Raw genomic sequence first — 22,515 nt, 5'->3', positions numbered from 1 at the left:
ACGATCTTCGATACCTGCGGGTACAACTAAAGTATGTTATTTACGACCGGTACCGATGAACGATAAGCCGGTTGTTGGCAACGGTTGGAAGTCAGACAGTTTTTTGCTGTCCCAAGCGGTTGGTAATTTACGGTGGAATAACGGATATAGCGGCACTTCTTTAGCGATAATGTTAATCGCTTCGGACCAGGCTTTTTTCGCATCATCATTGGTTTTCGCTTTAACCGCTTCGTCCAACAACTCTTGAACTTTTGCGTATTCAGGCGTATTACTCCAACGATAACGGTTTTTCGCCCAGACATCACCGCGATACCACCAGCTCATCAGCAAGTCGACGTCGTTACCGAACACTGACGGATCGCCCGGGGCGATAACCACACCGAAATCGCCTGACGGAATGGCTTGACCGTATAGTGCACCGGATTGCAGATGTTCAAGGGTCACTTTCACGCCCGGAATTTTGTTCCAAGATTCTAAAATTAATGGCGCACAGTCTTTGACCCAAGAGTGGTCGGTCGCCAACAGTTTGAATGATAATTCAGGCACACCGGCTTCTTTCAATAGCGCTTCCGCTTTTTTCACATCATAGTCATATTGGGTGCTGGCTTTGACGTAATCAGGGTGAGTGGTTTGTAAGAATGACGTCGCCGGTTCGGCGTTGCCCATCAATGCGGTGTTGATCATTGCTTGGGTGTCTAAACCGTAGTGTAACGCTTGACGCACTTTCGGATTGTCAAACGGCGCTTTTTCACAGTTGAACATCAGGAACAGCAAGCCGAAAGATTGTACCGACTCAACGGTTTGACGGCGTTGTAAACGCGGAATATCCAAATATGGCACGCTTTCCATTGCTTGAGTACGGCCGGATTCTTGTGCGGTGACGCGCGCGGAATCGTCAGACAATAAGAACCATGTCATGTCTTTTACTTGAGCAGGGTAGATACCGTTGTAAGCATCGTGTGCGGCAAAGACGATACGGTCATCTTTCACGGCAGAAACAAATTTGAACGGACCGGAACCGACAGGCTCAGCGTCGAATTTGGCTTGACCGACAGCCTCGATAACGTGTTTCGGTACGATTTTGACGATAGTCAAACGGTCGGTGAATAACGCAAACGGATATTTCAGTTTAAATTCGACGGTTTTTGCGTCAAGTGCGGTCACTTTGTCGATATAAGGAATAAATTGGGCAAATAAGGATTTGTTATCCGGGTTCAAAACACGCTCAAATGAGTAAACCACGTCTTCGGTAGTCACCGGTTTGCCGTCATGGAACGTTGCACCGTCACGCAAGGTGATTTGCCAAGTGGTATCATCTTTTTGTACCGGTTCTGTGCCAGCCAATGCCAAATATGGTTTGCGAGTGGCTGGATGTAAATCAACCAAACCTTCGAAAATGTGCAGGTTAGCAGCGTAGGAAGAAGCACCACTCGAGGTTAATGGATCAAATCCGGTGGATAACGGATAAGCAATCCCTGCTTCGATACTGCCTGAAGTAGCGACTTTTGCAAAAGCCGGGTTAGTAAATGTTCCTAATGTACCAGAGAACGCTAAACCGGCACCGACACCGCCCATTAATTTCATAAAATGGCGACGTGATTCGTTATGTGAAGTAGTCATATGCAACGCTCCTTTATGTGTGTTTGACTTCAAGTTCTGATGAAACTTAAAGTTTTATCGAATTTTCTAGCTGTTTATCACAAAAACAAACAGTGAATTCATCTTCCGCCTTGATACGCCCTTACCACGTTAATGACTCGGCGGCAGATGCGGAATCAAGCCACTTCATCATATTCAAAATAAGAAAGTTTCATGATGAAGTGTTTTTATCCATGATTAAAATATCATGAAGTGTAGCTATCATAATTCTCCGTTTTGAGAGGGTCAATAAGAATTCGGCTAAATACGGAAGCTTTTGCAGAAAGTGAGAAGTAAGTCACAACTGGTGAAAAATAAGGAGTGATTTTTGTTGATTCAGCAACTATTTTTCAACAAAAAACACTATGCAGCGCATGGATTCATGGCGAATGATTGATGGGGTAGATGTAAGGACGGCAAATTGATAAATCGGCAAATCGTCTCTACAACTTCTCCACAGCAAAAATCTCGCGCTTCATCGGATCAATCTCGGCGCGAATGCCAAACGCAGCAGCTAAATTTTCAGCGGTCAGCACCGTTTGGGTTGCACCGCTAGCAATCACGTTGTTATTGCCGAGCAGAATCACTTCATCGCAAAAACGGTAGGCAAGTGAAAGGTGGTGAATGGCGATCACGCAAGTGCGGTTCGGTGTGAGCGTTTGCAATTGCTGCATGATGTCGATTTGATAATAGGGATCGAGCTCTGCAATCGGTTCGTCGGCAAGCAATAATGGTGAGTCTTTAATACAGCAGCGAACCAGTTGCACCCAAGCTTTTTGGGTGCAGATCAATCTCGGGGCTTGAGCCGCTCACCATTGATGAAAACAGCCTGTTTGTGAATGTGGGCGAACGCAATAACGTGACGGGTTCGGCAAAATTCAAACGTTTGATTAAAGAAGATAAATTTGGTGAAGCGATTGAAATTGCCATTGATCAAGTGGAAAACGGCGCACAAATTATCGATGTGAATATGGACGAAGCCTTGCTCGATTCACAAGCCTGTATGGCACGCTTTTTGAATATTATGGCGACCGAACCCGATGCGGCAAAAGTGCCGGTGATGATCGACTCTTCCAAATGGGAAGTGATAGAAGCTGGGTTGCAATCCATTCAAGGCAAGGGCATTGTCAATTCCATTTCCTTAAAAGAGGGCGAAGAAAAATTTATCGCCCAAGCCCAATTGGTGCGCCGTTATGGAGCTGCGGTGGTGGTGATGGCGTTTGACGAAGTGGGGCAAGCGGATACGGAACAACGCAAGGTAGAGATTTGTACCCGTGCTTACCGGATTTTAGTGGATCAACTGGATTTTCCGCCGGAAGATATTATTTTCGATCCCAATATTTTCGCTATCGGCACAGGCATTGAAGAACATAACAATTACGGTGTGGACTTTATCAACGCCACCGCACGGATTAAACAAACCTTACCGTTCGCCAAAATTTCAGGCGGCGTATCTAATGTCTCGTTTTCTTTGCGTGGTAACAATTTTATGCGTGAAGCCATCCATGCCGTGTTCCTCTATTATGCCATTAAAGCCAGTATGGATATGGGCATCGTCAATGCAGGGCAGTTGGCGATCTATGATGATTTGGATTCCGAACTGCGTGAGGTGGTGGAAGATGCGGTGCTCAATCGCCGTGCCGATTCCACCGATCGCCTGTTAGAAATCGGGGAAAAATACCGTAACCAAGGCGGCGAGCAAGAGGATGCCAACGTTGCCGAATGGCGGACATGGGACGTGACCGAGCGGTTAAAACATGCGCTCGTCAAAGGTATCACCAATTTTATTATTGAAGATACCGAAAGAAGCACGCCAGCAATTCAGTTCGCCGTTGGAAGTGATTGAAGGGCCGTTGATAGCAGGAATGGACGTGGTGGGCGATTTGTTCGGCGACGGTAAAATGTTTCTGCCGCAAGTGGTGAAATCGGCACGGGTAATGAAGCAATCTGTCGCCTATCTTGAGCCGTTTATCAACTCCACCAAGCAAAAAGGATCTTCCAGCGGCAAGGTGGTGATTGCCACCGTGAAAGGCGATGTACACGACATCGGCAAAAATATTGTAAGCGTGGTGCTGCAATGTAATAACTTTGAAGTGATTGACTTGGGTGTGATGGTGCCGGCGGATAAAACCATCGAAACCGCACTGCAAGAAAAAGCCGACATTATCGGCTTAAGCGGTTTGATCACCCCGTCACTGGACGAAATGGAATATTTTTTAGGCGAACTCACTCGCTTGAAATTGGATATCCCGGTGATTATCGGTGGGGCAACCACCTCGAAAGAGCATACGGCGATCAAACTCTATCCTAAATACGCCCATGAAGTGATCTACACCACCAATGCTTCCCGTACGGTGACGGTATGTGCCGCTTTGATGAACCCGGAAAGCAAGGCTGAATTGTGGCAACGCACGAAAAAAGAGTATGAAAAAATTCAATACACCTTTGCTAATCGCAAACCTGCTCGTAAACAGTTGAGCATTGAAGAAGCCAGAGCCAACGGGTTTAATGCCTTTAGTGGCGAATGGGCGGATTACAAGGTGCCACTACCCAAACAAACCGGCATTGTAGAATATAAAAACGTACCGATTGCCACACTGCGCCAATTTATCGACTGGTCTCCGTTTTTCCGCTTATGGGGCTTAATGGGCGGTTATCCCGATGCCTTTGATTACCCTGAAGGCGGTGAAGAAGCCCGCCGTGTGTGGAATGACGCGCAAGTGATGCTCGATGAATTCGAGCAAAACGGCAAATTAAATCCAAGCGGTATTATGGGGATATTCCCTGCCTATCGCACAGGTGATGATATTGAAGTTTATCAAAATTTCGACCGCACTTTAGTGGTAGGCAAAGCCTATCACCTACGCCAACAAGGGGAGCGGGGCAAAAACAGCAAAAGCCCGTATAACCTGTGTTTAAGCGACTATATCGCTGATCGAGCAAGCGGTCAGCAAGACTATTTAGGTATGTTCGCCGTCTGTGCCGGGGTGGAAGAACATGCTTTAGTGGACGGCTTTAAAGCCGCAGGCGATGATTACAATGCGATTTTGCTACAAGCCATCGGCGACCGCCTCGCCGAAGCCATGGCGGAATATCTGCATTTTGAACTCCGCACCAAAGTGTGGGGTTATTCCGATGAAACCTTTGATAATCAAGGCTTAATCGCCGAAAACTACCTCGGCACCCGCCCCGCCCCCGGCTACCCAAGCTGCCCGGAACACACCGAAAAACAACTGATTTGGGATTTACTCGAAGTAGAACAACGTATCGGCATGAAACTCACCGAAAGCTACGCCATGTGGCCCGCCGCAAGTGTCTGCGGCTGGTACTTCACCCACCCCGCCAGCGAATACTTCACCTTAGGACGAATTGATGAAGATCAGGCGAAGGATTATGCAGAGCGTAAGGGGTGGAGTGAACGGGAAATGGTGAAGTGGTTGGGTGTGGCGATGAAATAACAACTGAAATATAAATTATATAGTAAGGACGGATTGAATCCGCCCTTATAACCAAATTAATCGAATTTATTACGCTCTCTCGGAAAGCTATATAGATGATAATTAAACGCTGAAGAATTTTACTGAAACAATTGATAAATTCATCAATTATCTTATGGTAGTCAAATATTATTTATAATATTGATCTGTTTATAACAACAACATTTTTTGTATTTTTTTCCACTACCACAAGGACAAGGAGCGTTACGCCCAATCTTTCTTTTTCGTTTTTGTTGGTTAATAGGAACAATTACTTCGCTAGAGGAAAAAAGTTCTCTACAAATTATATCCATATCGTAGGATGGCTTCCAGGTGTAAATTTTATTGATTCCAAATCTTACTTCTGCATTATCAATATCTATTGCGATTCCAAACCAACGCTCTGATTTATGTTTATACTTTCTGCGTTCACAATGATTGCTTAATTTATTCAGTGCTTGAGAGTACGGTTCATCTGTACAATGGATAGTCAATCCACTAGTATCATTTTCATCAAAAGTTAGTGTTAAATCATGGAGTTTTCTATCTTGTAAACTTCTTTCTTGTACTTTTCTTATATTTTTATTCAAAATCGAAATTGTTTCTTCTCCTAAAGTTAATAATTCTAATCCTAATTCAATAACATTTTTATTTTCAAGTTTCTCAATGTTTTTTATTAGCTTATCAAAGAATGTATCTTGATATTTTGTCAAAATTCCATCTGGAAGTAATTTATTTGATAAATTAGCTCTTCGTGATTGCATAACTAAATCAAGATCAGCGTTTAAATCATCAGCTAAATGTATTGCTGTATAATCATTATCTAAATATAAATTACTTTTTAAGTGATATGCCAATATCGTTAATTCATGATTTGCAATTAATTTATCTTTATAAATAATTCTACGGTTTATATAACTTAAAAAATATAATGGTGACTGCAATAGTTCCGTTATCACATCTAATGTAAAAATATCAATAACAAATGCTGGTTTAATTACATTATGTTCTGTTTGTTTTAAAAAATGTCTTGCCTGTGTATGTAAGGCAGGATAATGTTCAGAAATAACTGAGAAAGGATATATTTCAGAAAAATCTCTATTGAGTAATATTTCTTCACCAGAGGTTGAGATTAGTCTGTTTTTATTATTTAATAGCAGTTTTCCACATGAAACCGATTGTTCATATGACGATTGAATTGCTTTTTCAAAATCATTTTTTATTACATCGTCATTTCCTTGTCTAGCTGGTATGGTTAGTTTCTTAGATTTTGCTTGTAAAATAATAGCTCTATCCGCAAAAACAACTAATACATCTATTTCACCAAGTTTATTATTATTTGTATCCTTAATATCAATATTTTTGAATACATTTTTATCACCAAAAACTAGTTTCAAACGTTTAAACGAGATGTTTTCTGTAAATTTCCCCCTGTGTTCCATTGCTGTGTTTTTATAACTACTATCTTGATTAAACCAAAAGAAAGGTGTTTCATATACAGCCTCAACTAAGCTATAATATTGAAATAGTAAATAACGATTATCCTTTAAAACCAAAAAAGGATAAGCATTAGTAGGATTAAAATCACCAAATTTTTTTAGTGAAGATATATTTTGATGCTTTTGTAATGAAAATGAATCCAAAAAGTTTTTTATAGTTATTTCATCTAAATTAGTCCTGGATATGATGTCTTCCACTGAAAATATATATCCCTCAAGGATACTCCATTCTTTAGGATCTTGATTTTTAAAGTTAATTAATGTCTCATATATTTTTGCTGTCTGAATTTCTTCTAATGCGACAATAATCTTGAATAATTGCTCGGTTGAGTATCCTTTGTTTTTTATAAACCATTCATTATCATAACTATATTTCAGTTTTGAAAAATTTCTATACTGAAATGAATAGGCTGATTCACCACCATAAAAAATTGGTTCTCTTAACATTTTTCCTGATGTTAGAATATTACTTAATTCTTCAATGGAGCTTATATTAATAGTGTTTTTTATTATTGATGAGTGTAATTCATCTAATAATATTTCAGTCTGGTTGATATGGCTTTGAAATTGATGATTTTGAGGTAATGTTAAGTTTATTTTATGTTTACACATTAAACCTATTAATAGTGATATTTCATTTCTAAGCAATCTATCTGAAGTATTGTATTGCCTTAATATATCTTCAGTGGTAATTATATCTGAATCAAAGAATAGACTATTATCTCGATAACAAAAAAATGCAATTACATGTGCATACCCTGGTTGGGAACATAACTCTTCTAGTTCTTTAAGAACAATACTTTCATCTCTAGTATTTTCGTTTGGAAACATAATATTATCCTTTATACTATTACTGATAATAGAACTTACTTTATCAAAACTTTTGATGGAATAGAATCTTTAGTGAAAGTGTTAAAAGCCTTCTAACTTTTAAGAGATAGAATGTATGTAAGCAATACAACTATTGAATATGTTAAATTTCTACCCCTCCCTACACTCCAACCACGCCACTTTTGCCCCGTTGATGTTTTTATAGTAAGTGGAGCGGTGTTCACGAGCGATTAGCTCGATAGAATATCCTTGAACGGGGTGGTATGAGCGGTAAATGACTTCAAAACGTGAGCCGCGGGTATTGAGTGGGACGTTGGCAATATGATCAAAAGGTTCTGCTTTTCCGCCGTCTAACTGAAAATAGATGCCGAAATTGTGTTTTAAACGGCTTTCTCGCCAAAGTGGAAAATAGGTCGATAAAAAGGATGTGCCGCTGGTTTCAAAGTTATTGCATGAATAAAAATAACGCTTGTAGTCGGCGATATTAGAAAGTTCGGCTTGGCTGATGGTATTTTTCAGATAACCGGTCTGCACTTTTTTTGCCGGCTGAGAGGTATAGGCAAACAAGGTTGTAATGGTTAAAGTGAAGAAAATCAGTTTGCGTTTTTTCATTATACAGCCCTAAAGTGCGGTCAAATTCACCGTACTTTTTTAAATTTAACTCGCCACCCGTTCGATCAACATATCCAGCCCAACCTGATCATAGGCTTCAATATCTTGATCGTTGCTTTCATTAATAATCAAATCATTGAGCGCAAGGCAGCCGTGGGCTTGCAGTTTGTTTTTGGTGAAATTGGAGCGGGCGGCGGAGCTTTTGTTGTTTAGGCTAATCACGCCGATGGTGGCACCATCATCGCAACGGTGTTTATTGATAAACACCAAGTTATAACCCGATTCGCGGATATAGCCGGTTTTGCTGATGGCGGCGTCGAACATCTCTTCGCGTACTAATTTGTTGGTGTTTTGCATAAACACATTATTGCGGCTGGTGCGGATATAGGTGTTGCGCGTGTTGGACAGCGTTTTCAGTTCAGGTTTGTTTAACGCATATTTCGCCAGTTTCACCAAGTCCATCACGCTCGAGACATTTTGGCTGGACAAGCCGGAACTGTCGCTAAAACGGGTGGCATTCATCTTTAATTTTTTTGCCTTTTCATTCATCTTTTGAATGAATTTGGCGCGGCTCATGCCGGCGGAGCGCGCGAGGGCATGGGCGGCGTAGTTGTCGGAATAGACCAACATTGCCTTTAATAATTCTGAACAGGCGATAGGCGTGTTTTTCGGCAACTTGGTGCTTGTGCCTTTAATATAGTCATGATCTTCTTGTGTAATGCTGGCACGGCATTTGGCATTGCGGTTATTTTCTAAAAAGACAATGGCGGTCATTAATTTGGTGACCGAAGCAATCGGACGAACGCGATTCGCTGAACTGCTTTCCAACACTTTGTTATGGGTAAAATCATACACCACATAAGACTGTGCCGACAGAAATGGCGATGCGGATAAAAATAACGCAAGCAGAAATAATGTGTGCCGGTTGCGCTTAATTTTATCTAAAAAAGATCTGATATTAGGCATAAAAATAACCTACCGAGCGATAGATGAAAATTCAACGTGATCAAAAATAGACTTAATTGCGTAATTTAAGCATATTTTTTATGATTTTGTTAGCTGATATTGCAATATTTTGTTGGTGTTATGTTTTCTGATAACCGTTATCGGCAAATCAGAAAGAAAAGAAGAGAAATTGCAGGCATAAAAAAAGCTACCGAAAGTAGCTATCTTTTGAAGTTTAACTTATTTTTAAATGGTGCCCGAGGCCAGACTTGAACTGGCACGACTCGAAAGTCGAGGGATTTTAAATCCCTTGTGTCTACCGATTTCACCACTCGGGCACTGATTGGATGGAGGCGTGTCCCGGAATCGAACCGAGCTACATGGATTTGCAATCCAGTGCATAACCTCTTTGCTAACACGCCGTTTATGCTTGGCATAATTTGGAGCGGGAAACGAGACTCGAACTCGCGACCCCAACCTTGGCAAGGTTGTGCTCTACCAACTGAGCTATTCCCGCGCACATCACAACAGACAGGCTGTTGTTAATCAGTGTGTGCGCATTTTACTGACTTCTATTTGGCTGTCAATGGCTGATTGCATTTTTTTGTTTAATTGCCGAAAAAATGAGTGGTTTTATCGAAATTTAGCCAAAAGTGCGGTTTTCATTTGTGCGTGTAGATTAGGTGTTTTATTTATGTCAGAATAATGCACTATTTACAATTAGACTGTGTTAAGGCGAGATTATGACAACTTATTCTATTGAAACCGAACTGGCGCAACTGGGCAATCGCACCGATGAAAAAACCGGCGCAGTGGCGACCCCGATTTACCTTTCCACCGCTTATGGTCATCGCGGCATTAACGAATCGACCGGCTATGATTACACCCGTACCAAAAACCCGACCCGCACCGTGTTGGAAGAAGGAATCGCGCGTTTAGAGGGCGGGGATCGCGGCTTTGCCTGTGCCTCAGGTATGGCGGCGATTCAATTATTAATGTCGCTGTTTAAAGCCCCTGACGAATGGATTATCTCCAGCGATGTCTATGGCGGCACTTACCGTCTGCTGGATTTCTGTTATAAAAATAATAACAGCGTGAAACCGGTGTATGTCGACACCGCCGATTTAGCCGCGATTGAAACGGCGATCACACCGAATACCAAAGCGATCTTTGTCGAAACCCCGTCCAATCCGTTAATGGAAGAGTGCGATGTGGCGGCAATCAGCAAGATTGCCAAAAAACACAATTTGTTATTAATCGTGGATAACACCTTTTTAACCCCGGTATTATTCCGTCCGATTGAACACGGTGCGGATTTGGTGATCCACAGCGCGACTAAATATTTATCCGGTCATAACGATGTGTTGGCGGGCTTAATCGTCTCCAAAGGGCAGGAACTGGGCGAGCGTTTGTTCTATCTGCAAAACGGCGCAGGTGCGGTTTTATCGCCGTTTGATTCGTTCTTAGCGGTGCGTGGTTTGAAAACCTTGGCATTGCGCATGGAACGCCATCAACAAAACGCACGGGAAATCGCCAAATTCTTAGCCGAGCAAGATCAAATTTTAGATGTGCTATATTCCGGCAAGAGCGGGATGTTGTCGTTCCGTCTGAAAGAGGAAAGCTGGGTCAATCCGTTCTTAAAAGCGATTAAATTGATTACCTTTGCCGAAAGTCTGGGCGGTACGGAAAGTTTTATCACCTATCCGGCAACCCAAACCCACATGGACATTCCGGAAGCGGAACGGATCGCGCGCGGTGTGTGCAACCGCTTATTGCGTTTCTCGGTCGGCTTGGAGAACGTGGCTGATATTAAAGCGGATTTGGCGCAAGCCTTGGCGCAGTTAAAGTAGCTGCTGAAGTAAATTTACGTTAACGCGTTTTTTAGTAAAGGGATACCCAAAGTGCGGTATCCTTTTTTTATCTATTGAATTTTGGTGCTAAAATGCTTGCCAATTTTTTAGCAAACATAAAAATACAATGAATTTAACTGAATTTGACCGCCAACATTTATGGCACCCGTATTCTTCCACCCTCGATCCGCTGCCGGTGTATCCGGTGGCAAAAGCCGACGGCGTGGAAATCATGCTGCAAGACGGGCGCAAACTGATTGACGGCATGTCGTCGTGGTGGGCGGCGTTGCACGGTTATAATCACCCGCGTTTAAACCAAGCGGCAATCGATCAGCTGCAACAAATGAGCCATATCATGTTCGGTGGGCTGACCCATGAACCGGCGGTGTGTTTAGGGCAACTTTTACTCGAATTATTGCCGTCCGAATTGCAAAAAATCTTCTATGCCGATTCCGGCTCGGTGGCGGTGGAAGTGGCGATGAAAATGGCGCTGCAATATCAGCACGCCTTGGGGCAAACGCAGCGCACCCAATTTGCCGCTATGCGCGGCGGCTATCACGGCGATACGTGGCATGCGATGTCGGTGTGCGACCCGATTACCGGCATGCACGGTTTGTTCAGCCAACGGTTGCCGATCCAATTTTTCCTGCCGCAGCCGCAAACGCGTTTTGATCAAGCATGGGATCAAGCGGATATTGCACCGTTAGCCGACTTGTTGGCACAACACGGCGAACAGATTGCCGCGTTGATTTTAGAACCGATTGTGCAAGGCGCAGGCGGAATGTATTTCTATTCGCCGCAGTATTTGCGTGAGGCGAAAAAACTGTGCGATCACTATGGCGTGTTGCTGATTTTTGATGAAATCGCCACCGGTTTCGGGCGCAGCGGCAAGTTGTTTGCCTTAGAGCACGCCGAGGTTGTGCCGGATATTCTCTGTTTAGGCAAAGCCTTGACCGGCGGTTATTTGACGCTGTCGGCAACGATCACCACCAATCGGGTTGCCGATACCATTAGCGCCGGCGTCGCGCACTGTTTTATGCACGGTCCGACTTTTATGGCAAACCCGTTGGCGTGCGCAGTTGCCGCCGAGTCGATCCGCTTATTGTTGGAAAGCGATTGGCAACAGAATGTCGCCCGTATCGAAACGCAGTTAAAACGGGAATTGGCAGCCGCGGCAGCGTGGGATTGCGTGGCGGAGGTGCGGGTGTTGGGCGCAATCGGTGTGATTGAAATGCAAAGTGCGGTCAATATGCGCAGCTTACAGCCACGTTTGGTCGAGCAGGGCGTGTGGGTGCGTCCGTTTGGTAAATTGGTCTATCTCATGCCGCCGTTTATTATCACTCCCGCACAATTGTCGCAGCTGATAAACGGCGTGCTGAAGGCGCTGCAACAAGAGTATGGCTTATGCTGAATTTTTATGCCGAGCAGTTGGCGCAGCTGCAACAACAGGGACAATACCGCACTTTGCCTGACATTCGCCACGGGGGAAAATGGATCTGGCGCGATGAACGCAAAATGCTGAATTTTTCCTCTAATGATTATTTGGGCTTGGCTGCCGATCACACATTAAAACAGCAATTTTTAGCGCAAACCGATTGGCAACAGGCGAGTTTCACCTCGTCTTCCTCGCGTTTGCTGACCGGCAATTTCCCGATTTATGCCGAATTGGAAAGCTTGATGGCGAGTCGGTTTCAGCGTGAAGCCTGTCTGTTGTTTAACAGCGGTTATCATGCCAATATCGGCATTTTGCCGGCGTTAGCGGATAAACATACTCTGATTTTAGCCGACAAACTCGTCCACGCCAGTTTGATTGACGGCATTCGCCTTGCCAGCGCCGATTATCAGCGTTACCGCCATAATGATTACGCCCATTTGCAACAATTATTGGCAAAAAACAGCGAAAAATACCAACGGATTATTATCGTCACCGAAAGTGTGTTCAGCATGGACGGCGATACGGCGGACTTATTGCAACTGGTGGCGTTGAAACAGCAGTATCGCAATGTGATGTTATACGTTGATGAAGCGCACGCACTTGGCGTGTTCGGGCAAAACGGTTTGGGTTTGGCGGAAAAGTGCGGTTGTATCGGGCAGATTGATTTTTTGGTCGGCACGTTTGGCAAGGCGCTGGCAGCGATGGGCGCATACCTGTTGTGCGAGCAAGTAGTTAAGGATTATTTGATTAATAAAATGCGTCCGTTGATCTTCTCGACCGCACTTTCGCCATTGGTGGTGCAATGGACGCATTTTCTAATGCAACGCTTGCCAACTATGCAAGCGCAACGGCAACATTTGCAGCAATTGAGTGCGCAATTGCGGCAGAGCGTGCAGCAATTGACACAACAAGCCATACTCAGTCATAGCCAAATCGTACCTTATATTTTAGGCGATAATGCGACAACGGTTGCCACGGCCGAACGCTTGCAAAAGTGCGGTTTTTACTGTTTGCCGATCCGTCCGCCGACCGTGCCGAACGGCACATCGCGCATTCGTTTTTCCTTAACCGCCGATATGACCGCCGATGAGGTGACGCAATTGGTTGATGTCTTGCAAGGAGGTGCATAATGCAAACGGAATGGCAGATCAGCGCAGAAAATAACCCGAATTTGATTGTCTATTTTGCCGGTTGGGGCACATCGCCTGAACTGGTGAAACATTGGCAGATTCCGTCTGACACCGATCTATTGTTGTGTTGGGATTACCGTGATTTAACATTCAATCTTGATCTCAGCCGCTACCGCACTTTGCATTTGGTGGCGTGGTCCATGGGGGTGTGGGCGGCGGAGCAGACCGTGGCAGAATTGCCGTTTGCCAGCAGCGTGGCAATTAACGGCACGCCCTGTTTAATTGACGATCAACACGGCATTCCGCACGCGATTTTTCAAGGCACATTAGACGGTTTTAATGAGCTTACCCGCGCTAAATTTGAACGGCGAATGTGTGGCAAACGTGAATTGTTACAGCAGTACCAAGCGATTCCAGCACGTCCGACCGAGGAAATCGCACAGGAGTTGGCAGCGGTGTACCGCACTTTTCCCCATGCCAAACCGGCTTCGATCCGCTGGCAAAAAGCGATTGTCGGCACGCAGGATCAGATCTTCCCGACAGCCAATCAACTCAAGTATTGGCAGCAAACCGCGTGTGAAATCCGCCAACTTGCCGTACCGCACTTTGCGTTACCGATATTTAGCGATTGGGCTGATTTATGCTAGCGGTGTTGGATAAAAAACGGATTGGCAACTGTTTTGCCAAAGCCTTAACCAGTTACGATCAACAAGCGTTGGCACAGCAACAGATCAACCGCCGTTTGGCGGATTTATTGCGCCGAAGCGGACAACGCCAATTCCAATCTGCGCTGGAAATCGGCTGCGGTAGCGGCGATTTAACCCGATTATTGGCGCAAGCTTACCAAGTGCGGTCATGGTGTTTAAATGATCTCAATTCAACCGCACTGGCACAGGCAAAACAGCGATTGGCGACGGCGGAGGTGCAAGTGTTGGCAACCGACGCGGAACGGCTCGACCACACTTTTGCTCTTACTCAGCAATTTGATCTGCTGGTTTCGGCTTCGACCGTGCAGTGGTTTCAGCAACCGCAACGGATTATTCGGCTCGCACAACAAGCGCTTAAGCCAAACGGTTGCTTGTTATTCAGCACCTTTTTACCACAAAATTTATCTGAGATTAAACACCTGACGGCAGTCGGTTTGCACTATCCAACGGCGGAACAATGGCAAGCGTGGCTTGAACCGCACTTTGAATTGATTGCACAACAACAAGATACAATCCCACTGTGGTTTGAACAGCCGAGTGCGGTGTTGCGCCACTTGCAAGCCACCGGCGTCACCGCCACCAACCGCACGTTTTGGACGAAAGGGCGGTTGCAGACGTTTTGCCACGCCTATCAACAGCAATTTAGCCGCGCCGACGGCAAGGTGAGTTTGACTTATGCACCGTTGCTGATTTTAGCCAAAAGAAGATAATATAATGAAAAACAAGCAAATATTTTTTGTTTCCGGCATTGATACTGATGTCGGCAAAACCATCGCCACTGGTTTTTATGCCAACCGCCTTACGGCACAAGGGCAAACGGTGATCACACAAAAACTGGTGCAAACCGGCTGTTCCGGCATTGCCGATGATATTCAAACCCACCGCAAACTGCAAAATTTGCCGCTGCAACAATGTGATCTTGACGGCACGACTTGCCGCTATGTATTTGCTTACCCCTGCTCACCGCACTTGGCGGCACGTTTGGCGCAAACCGAGATCGACTTGGCACAAATCACTGCCGATAGCCAAACCTTAGCGCAAGATTATGAGGTGGTGTTAATCGAAGGCGCCGGCGGCTTGGCAGTGCCGTTAAATCAGGAATTGACCGCGCTGGATTACTTGCAACAACAGGGCTACCCGCTGATCTTGGTCACTTCGGGCAAACTCGGCAGTATCAATCACACGTTGTTAAGCCTCGAAGTCTGCCAACAGCGCGGCATTGCCTTGCACGCCTTGATTTATAACCACTATCCGCAGATCGATCCGATTATCGAAAACGAAACCAAAGCCTACTTGCAACAGTATCTGACAACACATTTTCCGCTGGCGGAATTTGTTGAGTTGCGGAATATTTTGTAGTCAGTAACAGCGCCTATTGCTTTTGCTGTATAAAAACCATACACTAGTTAATTGTATTATTTTGGATATACATTGACAGTTGAAAGGAGATAGGTAATGAGATTAGAAGTGAAACAGTGGGGCAACAGCAAAGCGGTGCGATTGCCGAAAGACTTTATTGCGAGCTTACAGCTTGTCAATGGCGATTTTTTTGAAATAGAAAATATTCAACAAGACCGAGTTGTGCTACAAATTAAACGTACTGGCGCAGAGGCGAAACAAGCGCGCTTAACCTTGCAGCAACGCCTAGCAATGACAACAGGCGAGTTACCGAGTTTAAACGATTGGGATAGCATGCAAGCAGTTGGAGATGAAATCGAATTATGATGAAAATTGATCGTGGTGATATTATTAAAATTGATTTTGATCCCAGTATAGGTGGTGAAATTAAAGGCTCTCGTCCGGCATTGGTGCTGAGTTCAAAAGCATTTCATCAGACCGGTTTTATGATGCTTTGTCCTATTTCGCAGGGTGAAGCCGCTACCGCAAGAGAAAATGGCTTTTCGGTGTCCTTAATGGGTAGCGGTTGCCGAACTCATGGCGTGGTTATTGCTTATCAAGTACGTGTGGTGGATTTTAGAGTGAGAAAGATGAGAAAATTTGAAACCGCGCCAACGTTTATTGTTGATGAAGTGCAAGATATTATTGAGGCAATTTTAAGGGATTAGCTTTATTGACAATGTGAATTGATAAAATTGTGTAAGGGCGCATTAAATGCGCCCTAGATTTTTTGTTGCACTATATATTAGTGATTGAACCTAATCCGCCACCTTCACCCCATAAAATGCGGTATAACCAAACGGGCTTTGTTGGAAGTTTTGTACGCGCGGGCTGGTCGGGACATAATTGACCGAGTGCGCGAGCGGGATCAACGGGGCTTGTTCTTTGGCGATGACTAAGGCTTGTTGATATAACGCCGCGCGTTGAGCGTCGTCGGAAGTGGCAACCGCTTGTTGGATCAGGTTTTCAAATTCCGGGTTGCACCAACCGGCGTAGTTTGTGCCGCCGACATTTTCGCAGCCTAACAGCGGGGCTAAAAAGTTGTCGGGATCACCGTTGCGGCTGGTCCAGCCGTAAGTGCCGGTGTAAAATTCGCCTTCACGGGTGCGTTTGTTGAAATCCGCCCATTCGTGAGTCACCAATTTGGCTTTCACCCCGATTTTTGCCCAGTCTTCCTGCAAAATTTCCGCGGTGCGGCGTGGGTTCGGGTTGGACGGGCGCACTACCGGCTGCACCCAAATTTCAGTTTCAAAACCGGCGCCGTAGCCTGCCTCAACCAACAACTGCTTGGCTTTTTCCAAATCAAACGGGTAATCCTCGATTGCGTCATTGTAGCCCAATACGCTCGGTGGGAACGGATTTTTCGCCGCCACGCCGCTGCCGCCTTGATAGACCACGTTGATAATCGCCTGTTTATCGGTGGCATAATTCAACGCTTGGCGCACTTTGACATTATCTAACGGGGCTTTGCGGTGATTGATACCGATATAGGCTAAATTCAGCCCTTCTTTGGCGAACAACCGCACTTTCGGGTTAGTTTTCATCTCGTCAATGTCGGCGATATTCGGGAAGTCGATCACATCGCATGCGCCGGTTTGCAGCTTGGCATAGCGTGCGGTCGCGTCAGGGGTGATACTGAAAATCAGGCGATCCACATCGGCTTTACCGCGCCAATAATCGGCATTGGCGCTATAACGAATCGCCTGATCCAATTGATAAGCCTGAAACACAAACGGACCCGTGCCGATCGGGGTTTTATCAATCGTTTCCGGTTTGCCTGCCGCCAGCATGTTATCGGCATATTCTTTTGAATAAATCGACAAGAAATCCATTGCCACGATTTTCAAAAACGGCGAATAGGCTTTGTTCAGGTTAATTTTCACCGTGTAATCATCGACTTTTTCCACCGATTTCAGCAGTTTTGGCAACGCCATCCAGTTGAAATAGAAGTAAGTGCCATTAGACACGTTATGAAACGGGTGAGCTTTGTCCGCTTGGCGCAAATAGGAAAACAGCACGTCATCGGCGTTAAACTCACGGCTCGGGCTAAATTCTTTATTGGCATGGAATTTCACCCCTTTGCGCAGGTAAAAGGTGTAACTCAAGCCGTCCTCACTGATTTCCCAACGTTCCGCCAAGCCCGGCTCAATCTCGGTTGAACCGGGTTTGAATGCTAATAAGCTGTCGTAAACCTGCTGCGAACTGGCGTTGAAATCATTGGCGTCATTAATAATCGCCGGGCTGAACTGTGCCGGCGAATTGCTAATACAGTTAATCAATGTATGCGGTGCAGCTTCGGCAGCGGCGGAGAAAGATAACGCAAGTGCGGTTAAAGAGAAAAGTGCGGTTGGTTTCATTGAGACTCCTTGTTAAATAAACGAATAATTAACATACAATAAAACCGGCAAAGGGAAAATAATCAATTGGATTTTGTTAGAACGAAAAGGCATAAGGAGTTACTTGAAAATATAATGAATAGGTTATATTATCAGTAAGGAAATGGTTTGGAGGGAAAATGTGGCAAGTTATCACAACTGAGTTTTTTGATGAATGGTATTTAGCACAAGAGACAGAACTGAGAAGAACCGTGTTGGCTTCAATGGCGTTGCTAGAAATGTATGGTCCTCAGCTTGGTCGTCCTTATGCCGATACAGTTAAAGGCTCTGTTTTCAATAATATGAAAGAATTAAGAGTGCAATATAAAGGCAATCCAATAAGGGCATTTTTTGCATTTGATCCGGCTCAGCAAGCAATAGTGTTGTGTGCAGGTGACAAAACAGGGTTAAATGAGCAGAAGTTCTATAAAAACATGCTTAAAGTTGCAGATAGTGAATTTCAAAAGCATTTAGATAATTTAAAGAGGAAATAATATGTCAACATTTCAAGAACTCTTGGCAAAAGAAAGTCCTGAAGTTCAAGCATGGGTTAAAGCCAAAGTCGAAGAAGAAAGCCGTAAAATCACGCTGAATATGTTACGTGATAAACTCAATATGTCACAAAAAGAATTGGCAGACATAATGGGTGTGTCGCAGCCGGCAATCGTCAGAATGGAACAGCCGGATAATGATCCGCGCTTATCTACTTTAAAACGGTATATCAATGGGTTAGGCGGAAAGTTGAGTTTAGATGTAACCATGCCTGACGGGACTCGGATTGGATTTGATTTGTAACATCAAGTGCGGTTCAGATTAGATTCTGACCGCACTTTTGGTGATCAATTAATTTTTCAATGCCTGCACCGGCGCCGGAATGCGGCCGCCGCGGTTGATGAAAATTTCGCAATTGCCTTGTTTGATTGGCATAATCGGTGCATAGCCGAGTAAGCCGCCGAATTCCACGCTGTCGCCGACATCTTTATTTGGCACGGGGATAATCCGCACCGCAGTGGTTTTGCTGTTGATCATGCCGATTGCCGCTTCATCGGCGATAATGCCTGAAATGGTGGCGGCAGTGGTGTAGCCCGGTACGGCGATCATATCCAAACCGACGGAGCAAACGGCGGTCATTGCTTCCAATTTATCGAGGGTGAGCACCCCTTGTTCAGCCGCTTTAATCATGCCTTCATCTTCGGAAACCGGAATAAAGGCGCCGCTTAAACCGCCGACCGCACTTGACGCCATCATGCCGCCTTTTTTCACCGCGTCGTTTAGCAACGCCAGTGCGGCAGTGGTGCCGTGCGTGCCGCAGATACTCAAGCCCATTTGCTCCAAAATCCGTGCCACGCTGTCGCCGACGGCAGGGGTCGGCGCAAGGGAGAGATCCAAAATGCCGAACGGAATGCCTAAGCGTTTGCTGGCTTCCTGCCCGATTAATTCGCCGACGCGGGTGATTTTAAATGCGGTTTTCTTTACCACCTCTGCCACTTCGGTTAAGGTTTGCGCATTGGCGTTTTCCAATGCGGCTTTGACCACGCCCGGACCGGAAACGCCGACATTGATAATCGTATCACCTTCGCCTGAACCGTGAAATGCACCCGCCATAAACGGGTTGTCTTCCACGGCATTGCAGAAAATCACCAGTTTGGCACAGCCAAAACCTTCCGGTGTGGTTTCGGCGGTCTGTTTTACGATTTCGCCGACCAGTTTCACCGCGTCCATATTGATTCCGGCTTTGGTCGAGCCGATATTGACCGAACTACAGACAATATCGGTGGTTTTCATCGCTTCCGGAATCGAGCGGATTAATACTTCGTCCGACGGGCTCATGCCTTTTTGTACCAACGCGGAAAAACCGCCGATAAACGAGACCCCAATCGCTTTGGCGGCGCGATCCAAGGTTTGGGCAATCGAGACATAACTGTCCGCTTTGGTTGCCGCGGCGATTTGCGCAATCGGCGTCACCGAAATGCGCTGATTCACAATCGGTACGCCATATTTTGCCGACAGCTCTTTGGCGGTTTGCACCAAATCTTTGCCGACATGGGTGATTTTGTTGAAAATATTTTGGTTTAAGGTTGCCAAATCGGGGCTGATACAATCATGCAGATCAATGCCGATGGTGATGGTGCGCACATCAAAGTGTTGATCCGACACCATTTTCAGCGTTTCTAAAATTTCATAAGACTGAATACTGTTGCTCATTTTCAATCCTTTAAATCCGGTGCATGGCATTAAAAATATCGGTATTTTGCAAGCGCAATTCCAAGCCCAATTTTTTGCCTTCTTCAACAAAAAATGCGGACAAGGTTTGATAATCTTTGGCGCACGCGCTGGTATCCACCAACACAATCATGGTAAAAAATTCATTCATTAATTGTTGGCTGATATTGACGATATTAATCTGTTGTTCGGCTAACAATTTCGCCACATCATACACAATCCCGATCCGATCTTTACCGATCACGGTTAATACTGAGTTGTTCATGTTTATTATTTATTTCCCGTTAGTCAAAGGAAAGATTATATGTTGATTTTATGGTTGATTTATCAACATATTTTTCATCTGTAGTAATAATTTTTATTTCTTCACTTTTAGAAAAGTGTAGTTTTTTTAATTTATTTATTAAATGATCATAATCATCTGTATCAGCTAAAATAAAATCATTTATTCCCATATAACTGTTATTCTCATTTCGTCGGGCAAAAACTTCATTGTGTGATAATGTAACAACATAGCATTTAGCTTCCCTATGTACATATTTTGTCGCCATAGCTTCTAAATCTGCTTGTTTCCAGCGTTCTCGCAGTGTGGTTTTGGCACTAATAGTAATTGGTGTTTTTCGATTATATAAGACTATGTCAAGAATTACATTAGGGACAAATGCTAATTTTGCTTGTACGTAAATCGGTGAAATATTTTCACGTAGTAAGGATAGAACAAGTAGCTCTTCAAAAATAGTACCATTAATACTAGGATTATTGGGATAGTTGTCTTTATAAAAAGTCCAGTAATTTTTTATAAAATCACTTGGCTTCCAATTTTCATTAATCGGCAGCTTTTCTATGATCTCTTTTATAATGGTTATATGAATTAAATCTTTATTTTTTGGCATTTAATATCTCCTTTATTTTTGATATGAGTCGAAAAGCAGTTGCTTGGATCGCTGGTACAGCAACAGAATTTCCAAATTGTTTATATGCGGAAGCATCGGAAACAGGGATTATAAATTGTTCGGGAAATCCTTGTAATCTAGCCCATTCACGAGGAGTCATTTTTCTGATCCCTTCACGATTTACTTCTCCTTTTATGTTGGTTGTAGGGGTAAAATCGGTAATTCGATGATCAATAACTAAATTGCGCTCTCTCCCCATCCCTCCAACAACAATGGCATTTGAAATGCCGTTATCAGGTATAATTTCATAGCCAAAACCATTACCCTTACTTTCATGTCTTAGTTTATGAGCCTTTAAAGTGTTTATATATTGAGTTGATAAATAATATTTTGTCGGGACAGTATTTTTTTCTCGAATATCTCTAAATGTCGTTTTAATATCTAGTGGTTTTGGATAAGAAAACTCACTGACCTGTGTATCAGAATGAAATCCTACAATAAAAATACGTTCTCGATTTTGAGGTACTCCAAAATCTTTCGCATTAATTATTTCTGGTTTAGGGACAAAATATCCTAAATCATCTCGTAGTGTATTCAATATAGTTTTTAGTGTTCTTCCTCGATCATGACTGATTAGACCCTTAACATTTTCAAGGAAAAATGCTTTAGGTTGGTGTCTTTTAATTATCTCTGCAACATCAAAAAATAATGTACCTCTGGTATCTTCAAATCCTCCTCTTTTTCCTGCAATTGAAAAAGCTTGGCATGGAAATCCTGCACACAACACATCAAATTTTGGGGGAATATATTGTTTGGTTTCTTCAAGAGTAATATCACCGAATGGTACTTCGCCAAAATTAGCAGCATAGGTTTTTTGTGCTTTTTCGTCCCATTCACTGGAAAAAACGCACACTCCTCCTAAGTTTTGCATTGCGATTCTAAAACCTCCAATACCTGCAAACAGATCGATAAAAGTAAAATCGGGATTGATTGAAGGGGGGATGTTTGCCGTATGTTGAAATAGTGAATATTGAGCAGCTTTATCTTCTACAGGGAGTTGCTCACTTTCTATTTTCATGTATTTTTTTTTCATAAATTACTTTCTCTATCATTTTTGTATACAAAATTAGGTGTTTTTGTATATCTTTTCCCCAGAAACGTAGAACCGTCCAACCAGATTCTTTTAACTTTTTATTGACTTCGTTGTCTCTTGCCATGTTTCGTTCTATTTTTGTAATCCAAAATTCTTTATTACTTTTGATATCGTATTTGTGTATATTCCAATCTTTTCCGTGCCAGAATTCACCATCGACAAAAATTGCTATTTTATGTTTAAAAAATGTTAAATCAGGTTTTCCGAAAACACGTTTATCATTTTTTCGATAGCGCAATCCCATTTTCCATAATGTCTTAGCTAGCAGTAGTTCCGGTTTTGTACCTGAGCTTTTATTAGCCTTCATATTTTTACTTATTTGATCAGAGGTTAGCTTAGTCATCGAGTAA

20 protein-coding genes, 3 tRNA genes and 2 pseudogenes are annotated in these 22,515 nt (G+C 43.8%); 11 read left to right on the top strand and 14 right to left on the bottom strand.

Annotated features, from left to right (window positions below; genetic code table 11):
• Window positions 1–36: 36 nt before the first annotated feature.
• Together ACWA50_RS12180 and ACWA50_RS12175 are read right to left on the bottom strand one after the other, a co-directional pair.
• On the bottom strand, window positions 37–1,584 hold the full coding sequence (locus tag ACWA50_RS12180; protein ID WP_431054358.1) for an ABC transporter substrate-binding protein: 1,548 nt from the start codon (window positions 1,582–1,584) through the stop codon (window positions 37–39).
• A gap of 497 nt (window positions 1,585–2,081) precedes the next feature.
• Window positions 2,082–2,417: pseudogene (locus ACWA50_RS12175) on the bottom strand (ABC transporter ATP-binding protein); the annotation flags it as partial.
• 11 nt (window positions 2,418–2,428) lie between these two features.
• On the opposite strand from ACWA50_RS12175, the pseudogene metH reads away from it, so the two are divergent.
• Window positions 2,429–5,096: pseudogene (gene metH, locus ACWA50_RS12170) on the top strand (methionine synthase); the annotation flags it as partial.
• Between the two features lie 161 nt (window positions 5,097–5,257).
• Here metH and ACWA50_RS12165 read toward each other — a convergent pair.
• The 6 genes from ACWA50_RS12165 to ACWA50_RS12140 all read right to left on the bottom strand — a co-directional run bounded on the left by ACWA50_RS12165 (window position 5,258) and on the right by ACWA50_RS12140 (window position 9,518).
• Window positions 5,258–7,444 (bottom strand): YecA family protein, encoded by a 2,187-nt coding sequence (locus tag ACWA50_RS12165; RefSeq protein ID WP_431052900.1) that lies wholly within the window; start codon window positions 7,442–7,444, stop codon window positions 5,258–5,260.
• Between the two features lie 150 nt (window positions 7,445–7,594).
• Entirely contained in the window at window positions 7,595–8,056 is a 462-nt protein-coding gene (locus tag ACWA50_RS12160; RefSeq protein ID WP_431052898.1) for a hypothetical protein, read from the bottom strand.
• Between the two features lie 45 nt (window positions 8,057–8,101).
• Complete coding sequence (locus tag ACWA50_RS12155; RefSeq protein WP_431052896.1) at window positions 8,102–9,022, bottom strand: D-alanyl-D-alanine carboxypeptidase family protein; 921 nt, start codon at window positions 9,020–9,022, stop codon at window positions 8,102–8,104.
• Between the two features lie 230 nt (window positions 9,023–9,252).
• Window positions 9,253–9,339: transfer RNA gene (locus ACWA50_RS12150), tRNA-Leu, on the bottom strand.
• Window positions 9,340–9,349: 10 nt separating this feature from the next.
• Window positions 9,350–9,423, bottom strand: a tRNA-Cys gene (locus tag ACWA50_RS12145).
• A 19-nt stretch (window positions 9,424–9,442) separates the two neighbouring features.
• Window positions 9,443–9,518, bottom strand: a tRNA-Gly gene (locus ACWA50_RS12140).
• A 226-nt stretch (window positions 9,519–9,744) separates the two neighbouring features.
• On the opposite strand from ACWA50_RS12140, the gene ACWA50_RS12135 reads away from it, so the two are divergent.
• The 8 genes from ACWA50_RS12135 to ACWA50_RS12100 all read left to right on the top strand — a co-directional run bounded on the left by ACWA50_RS12135 (window position 9,745) and on the right by ACWA50_RS12100 (window position 16,189).
• Window positions 9,745–10,851 (top strand): methionine biosynthesis PLP-dependent protein, encoded by a 1,107-nt coding sequence (locus tag ACWA50_RS12135; RefSeq protein WP_431052895.1) that lies wholly within the window; start codon window positions 9,745–9,747, stop codon window positions 10,849–10,851.
• A gap of 127 nt (window positions 10,852–10,978) precedes the next feature.
• Window positions 10,979–12,262 (top strand): adenosylmethionine--8-amino-7-oxononanoate transaminase, encoded by a 1,284-nt coding sequence (gene bioA, locus ACWA50_RS12130; protein ID WP_431052893.1) that lies wholly within the window; start codon window positions 10,979–10,981, stop codon window positions 12,260–12,262.
• Window positions 12,256–13,416 carry an 8-amino-7-oxononanoate synthase gene (gene bioF, locus ACWA50_RS12125; protein WP_431052891.1) on the top strand — a complete coding sequence of 387 codons (1,161 nt, stop codon included), beginning with the start codon at window positions 12,256–12,258 and terminating at the stop codon, window positions 13,414–13,416. The genes bioA and bioF overlap by 7 nt, the downstream gene beginning before the upstream one ends.
• Window positions 13,416–14,063, top strand: coding sequence for a DUF452 family protein (locus tag ACWA50_RS12120; RefSeq protein ID WP_431052889.1), 648 nt, complete (start codon window positions 13,416–13,418; stop codon window positions 14,061–14,063). The genes bioF and ACWA50_RS12120 overlap by 1 nt, the downstream gene beginning before the upstream one ends.
• On the top strand, window positions 14,057–14,833 hold the full coding sequence (gene bioC / locus ACWA50_RS12115; protein ID WP_431052887.1) for a malonyl-ACP O-methyltransferase BioC: 777 nt from the start codon (window positions 14,057–14,059) through the stop codon (window positions 14,831–14,833). Before ACWA50_RS12120 ends, bioC begins: the two co-directional genes overlap by 7 nt.
• Window positions 14,834–14,837: 4 nt before the next feature.
• Window positions 14,838–15,482 carry a dethiobiotin synthase gene (gene bioD / locus ACWA50_RS12110; protein ID WP_431052885.1) on the top strand — a complete coding sequence of 215 codons (645 nt, stop codon included), beginning with the start codon at window positions 14,838–14,840 and terminating at the stop codon, window positions 15,480–15,482.
• Window positions 15,483–15,578: 96 nt separating this feature from the next.
• Window positions 15,579–15,848: an AbrB/MazE/SpoVT family DNA-binding domain-containing protein gene (locus ACWA50_RS12105; RefSeq protein ID WP_431052883.1), complete on the top strand. Its 270-nt coding sequence runs from the start codon at window positions 15,579–15,581 to the stop codon at window positions 15,846–15,848.
• Complete coding sequence (locus tag ACWA50_RS12100) at window positions 15,845–16,189, top strand: type II toxin-antitoxin system PemK/MazF family toxin (RefSeq protein WP_431052881.1); 345 nt, start codon at window positions 15,845–15,847, stop codon at window positions 16,187–16,189. The genes ACWA50_RS12105 and ACWA50_RS12100 overlap by 4 nt, the downstream gene beginning before the upstream one ends.
• A gap of 90 nt (window positions 16,190–16,279) precedes the next feature.
• On the opposite strand, the gene ACWA50_RS12095 is transcribed toward ACWA50_RS12100, so the two are convergent.
• Window positions 16,280–17,878: an ABC transporter substrate-binding protein gene (locus ACWA50_RS12095; RefSeq protein WP_431052879.1), complete on the bottom strand. Its 1,599-nt coding sequence runs from the start codon at window positions 17,876–17,878 to the stop codon at window positions 16,280–16,282.
• 158 nt (window positions 17,879–18,036) lie between these two features.
• On the opposite strand from ACWA50_RS12095, the gene ACWA50_RS12090 reads away from it, so the two are divergent.
• Window positions 18,037–18,390, top strand: a complete 354-nt coding sequence (locus tag ACWA50_RS12090) for a type II toxin-antitoxin system RelE/ParE family toxin (protein WP_431052877.1) — start codon at window positions 18,037–18,039, stop codon at window positions 18,388–18,390.
• Between the two features lies 1 nt (window position 18,391).
• Window positions 18,392–18,691, top strand: coding sequence for a helix-turn-helix domain-containing protein (locus ACWA50_RS12085; RefSeq protein ID WP_431052875.1), 300 nt, complete (start codon window positions 18,392–18,394; stop codon window positions 18,689–18,691).
• A gap of 48 nt (window positions 18,692–18,739) precedes the next feature.
• Here ACWA50_RS12085 and ACWA50_RS12080 read toward each other — a convergent pair whose 3' ends face one another.
• The 5 genes from ACWA50_RS12080 to ACWA50_RS12060 are packed head-to-tail and all read right to left on the bottom strand — an operon-like array spanning window position 18,740 to window position 22,508.
• Window positions 18,740–20,101: a PFL family protein gene (locus ACWA50_RS12080; protein WP_431052873.1), complete on the bottom strand. Its 1,362-nt coding sequence runs from the start codon at window positions 20,099–20,101 to the stop codon at window positions 18,740–18,742.
• A gap of 10 nt (window positions 20,102–20,111) precedes the next feature.
• Window positions 20,112–20,384 carry an ACT domain-containing protein gene (locus tag ACWA50_RS12075; protein WP_431052871.1) on the bottom strand — a complete coding sequence of 91 codons (273 nt, stop codon included), beginning with the start codon at window positions 20,382–20,384 and terminating at the stop codon, window positions 20,112–20,114.
• A 19-nt stretch (window positions 20,385–20,403) separates the two neighbouring features.
• Window positions 20,404–21,012 carry a hypothetical protein gene (locus ACWA50_RS12070; RefSeq protein WP_431052869.1) on the bottom strand — a complete coding sequence of 203 codons (609 nt, stop codon included), beginning with the start codon at window positions 21,010–21,012 and terminating at the stop codon, window positions 20,404–20,406.
• Window positions 20,999–22,105 carry a DNA cytosine methyltransferase gene (locus tag ACWA50_RS12065; protein ID WP_431052867.1) on the bottom strand — a complete coding sequence of 369 codons (1,107 nt, stop codon included), beginning with the start codon at window positions 22,103–22,105 and terminating at the stop codon, window positions 20,999–21,001. The genes ACWA50_RS12070 and ACWA50_RS12065 overlap by 14 nt, the downstream gene beginning before the upstream one ends.
• Window positions 22,074–22,508: a very short patch repair endonuclease gene (locus ACWA50_RS12060; RefSeq protein ID WP_431052864.1), complete on the bottom strand. Its 435-nt coding sequence runs from the start codon at window positions 22,506–22,508 to the stop codon at window positions 22,074–22,076. Before ACWA50_RS12060 ends, ACWA50_RS12065 begins: the two co-directional genes overlap by 32 nt.
• Window positions 22,509–22,515: the final 7 nt, after the last annotated feature.

Source organism: Testudinibacter sp. P17/SS/0325 (assembly GCF_053570765.1).
Note: the sequence above shows the minus strand (reverse complement) of the source record. Positions and strands in the feature narration are given on the sequence as shown.

What these genes read in the sequence shown, in the direction of transcription:
- ACWA50_RS12180 (WP_431054358.1), bottom strand. Translation starts at nt 1,584, where the DNA reads ATGAAATTAATGGGCGGTGTCGGTGCCGGTTTAGCGTTCTCTGGTACA.
- ACWA50_RS12165 (WP_431052900.1), bottom strand. Translation starts at nt 7,444, where the DNA reads ATGTTTCCAAACGAAAATACTAGAGATGAAAGTATTGTTCTTAAAGAA.
- ACWA50_RS12160 (WP_431052898.1), bottom strand. Translation starts at nt 8,056, where the DNA reads ATGAAAAAACGCAAACTGATTTTCTTCACTTTAACCATTACAACCTTG.
- ACWA50_RS12155 (WP_431052896.1), bottom strand. Translation starts at nt 9,022, where the DNA reads ATGCCTAATATCAGATCTTTTTTAGATAAAATTAAGCGCAACCGGCAC.
- ACWA50_RS12135 (WP_431052895.1), top strand. Translation starts at nt 9,745, where the DNA reads ATGACAACTTATTCTATTGAAACCGAACTGGCGCAACTGGGCAATCGC.
- bioA (WP_431052893.1), top strand. Translation starts at nt 10,979, where the DNA reads ATGAATTTAACTGAATTTGACCGCCAACATTTATGGCACCCGTATTCT.
- bioF (WP_431052891.1), top strand. Translation starts at nt 12,256, where the DNA reads ATGCTGAATTTTTATGCCGAGCAGTTGGCGCAGCTGCAACAACAGGGA.
- ACWA50_RS12120 (WP_431052889.1), top strand. Translation starts at nt 13,416, where the DNA reads ATGCAAACGGAATGGCAGATCAGCGCAGAAAATAACCCGAATTTGATT.
- bioC (WP_431052887.1), top strand. Translation starts at nt 14,057, where the DNA reads ATGCTAGCGGTGTTGGATAAAAAACGGATTGGCAACTGTTTTGCCAAA.
- bioD (WP_431052885.1), top strand. Translation starts at nt 14,838, where the DNA reads ATGAAAAACAAGCAAATATTTTTTGTTTCCGGCATTGATACTGATGTC.
- ACWA50_RS12105 (WP_431052883.1), top strand. Translation starts at nt 15,579, where the DNA reads ATGAGATTAGAAGTGAAACAGTGGGGCAACAGCAAAGCGGTGCGATTG.
- ACWA50_RS12100 (WP_431052881.1), top strand. Translation starts at nt 15,845, where the DNA reads ATGATGAAAATTGATCGTGGTGATATTATTAAAATTGATTTTGATCCC.
- ACWA50_RS12095 (WP_431052879.1), bottom strand. Translation starts at nt 17,878, where the DNA reads ATGAAACCAACCGCACTTTTCTCTTTAACCGCACTTGCGTTATCTTTC.
- ACWA50_RS12090 (WP_431052877.1), top strand. Translation starts at nt 18,037, where the DNA reads ATGTGGCAAGTTATCACAACTGAGTTTTTTGATGAATGGTATTTAGCA.
- ACWA50_RS12085 (WP_431052875.1), top strand. Translation starts at nt 18,392, where the DNA reads ATGTCAACATTTCAAGAACTCTTGGCAAAAGAAAGTCCTGAAGTTCAA.
- ACWA50_RS12080 (WP_431052873.1), bottom strand. Translation starts at nt 20,101, where the DNA reads ATGAGCAACAGTATTCAGTCTTATGAAATTTTAGAAACGCTGAAAATG.
- ACWA50_RS12075 (WP_431052871.1), bottom strand. Translation starts at nt 20,384, where the DNA reads ATGAACAACTCAGTATTAACCGTGATCGGTAAAGATCGGATCGGGATT.
- ACWA50_RS12070 (WP_431052869.1), bottom strand. Translation starts at nt 21,012, where the DNA reads ATGCCAAAAAATAAAGATTTAATTCATATAACCATTATAAAAGAGATC.
- ACWA50_RS12065 (WP_431052867.1), bottom strand. Translation starts at nt 22,105, where the DNA reads ATGAAAAAAAAATACATGAAAATAGAAAGTGAGCAACTCCCTGTAGAA.
- ACWA50_RS12060 (WP_431052864.1), bottom strand. Translation starts at nt 22,508, where the DNA reads ATGACTAAGCTAACCTCTGATCAAATAAGTAAAAATATGAAGGCTAAT.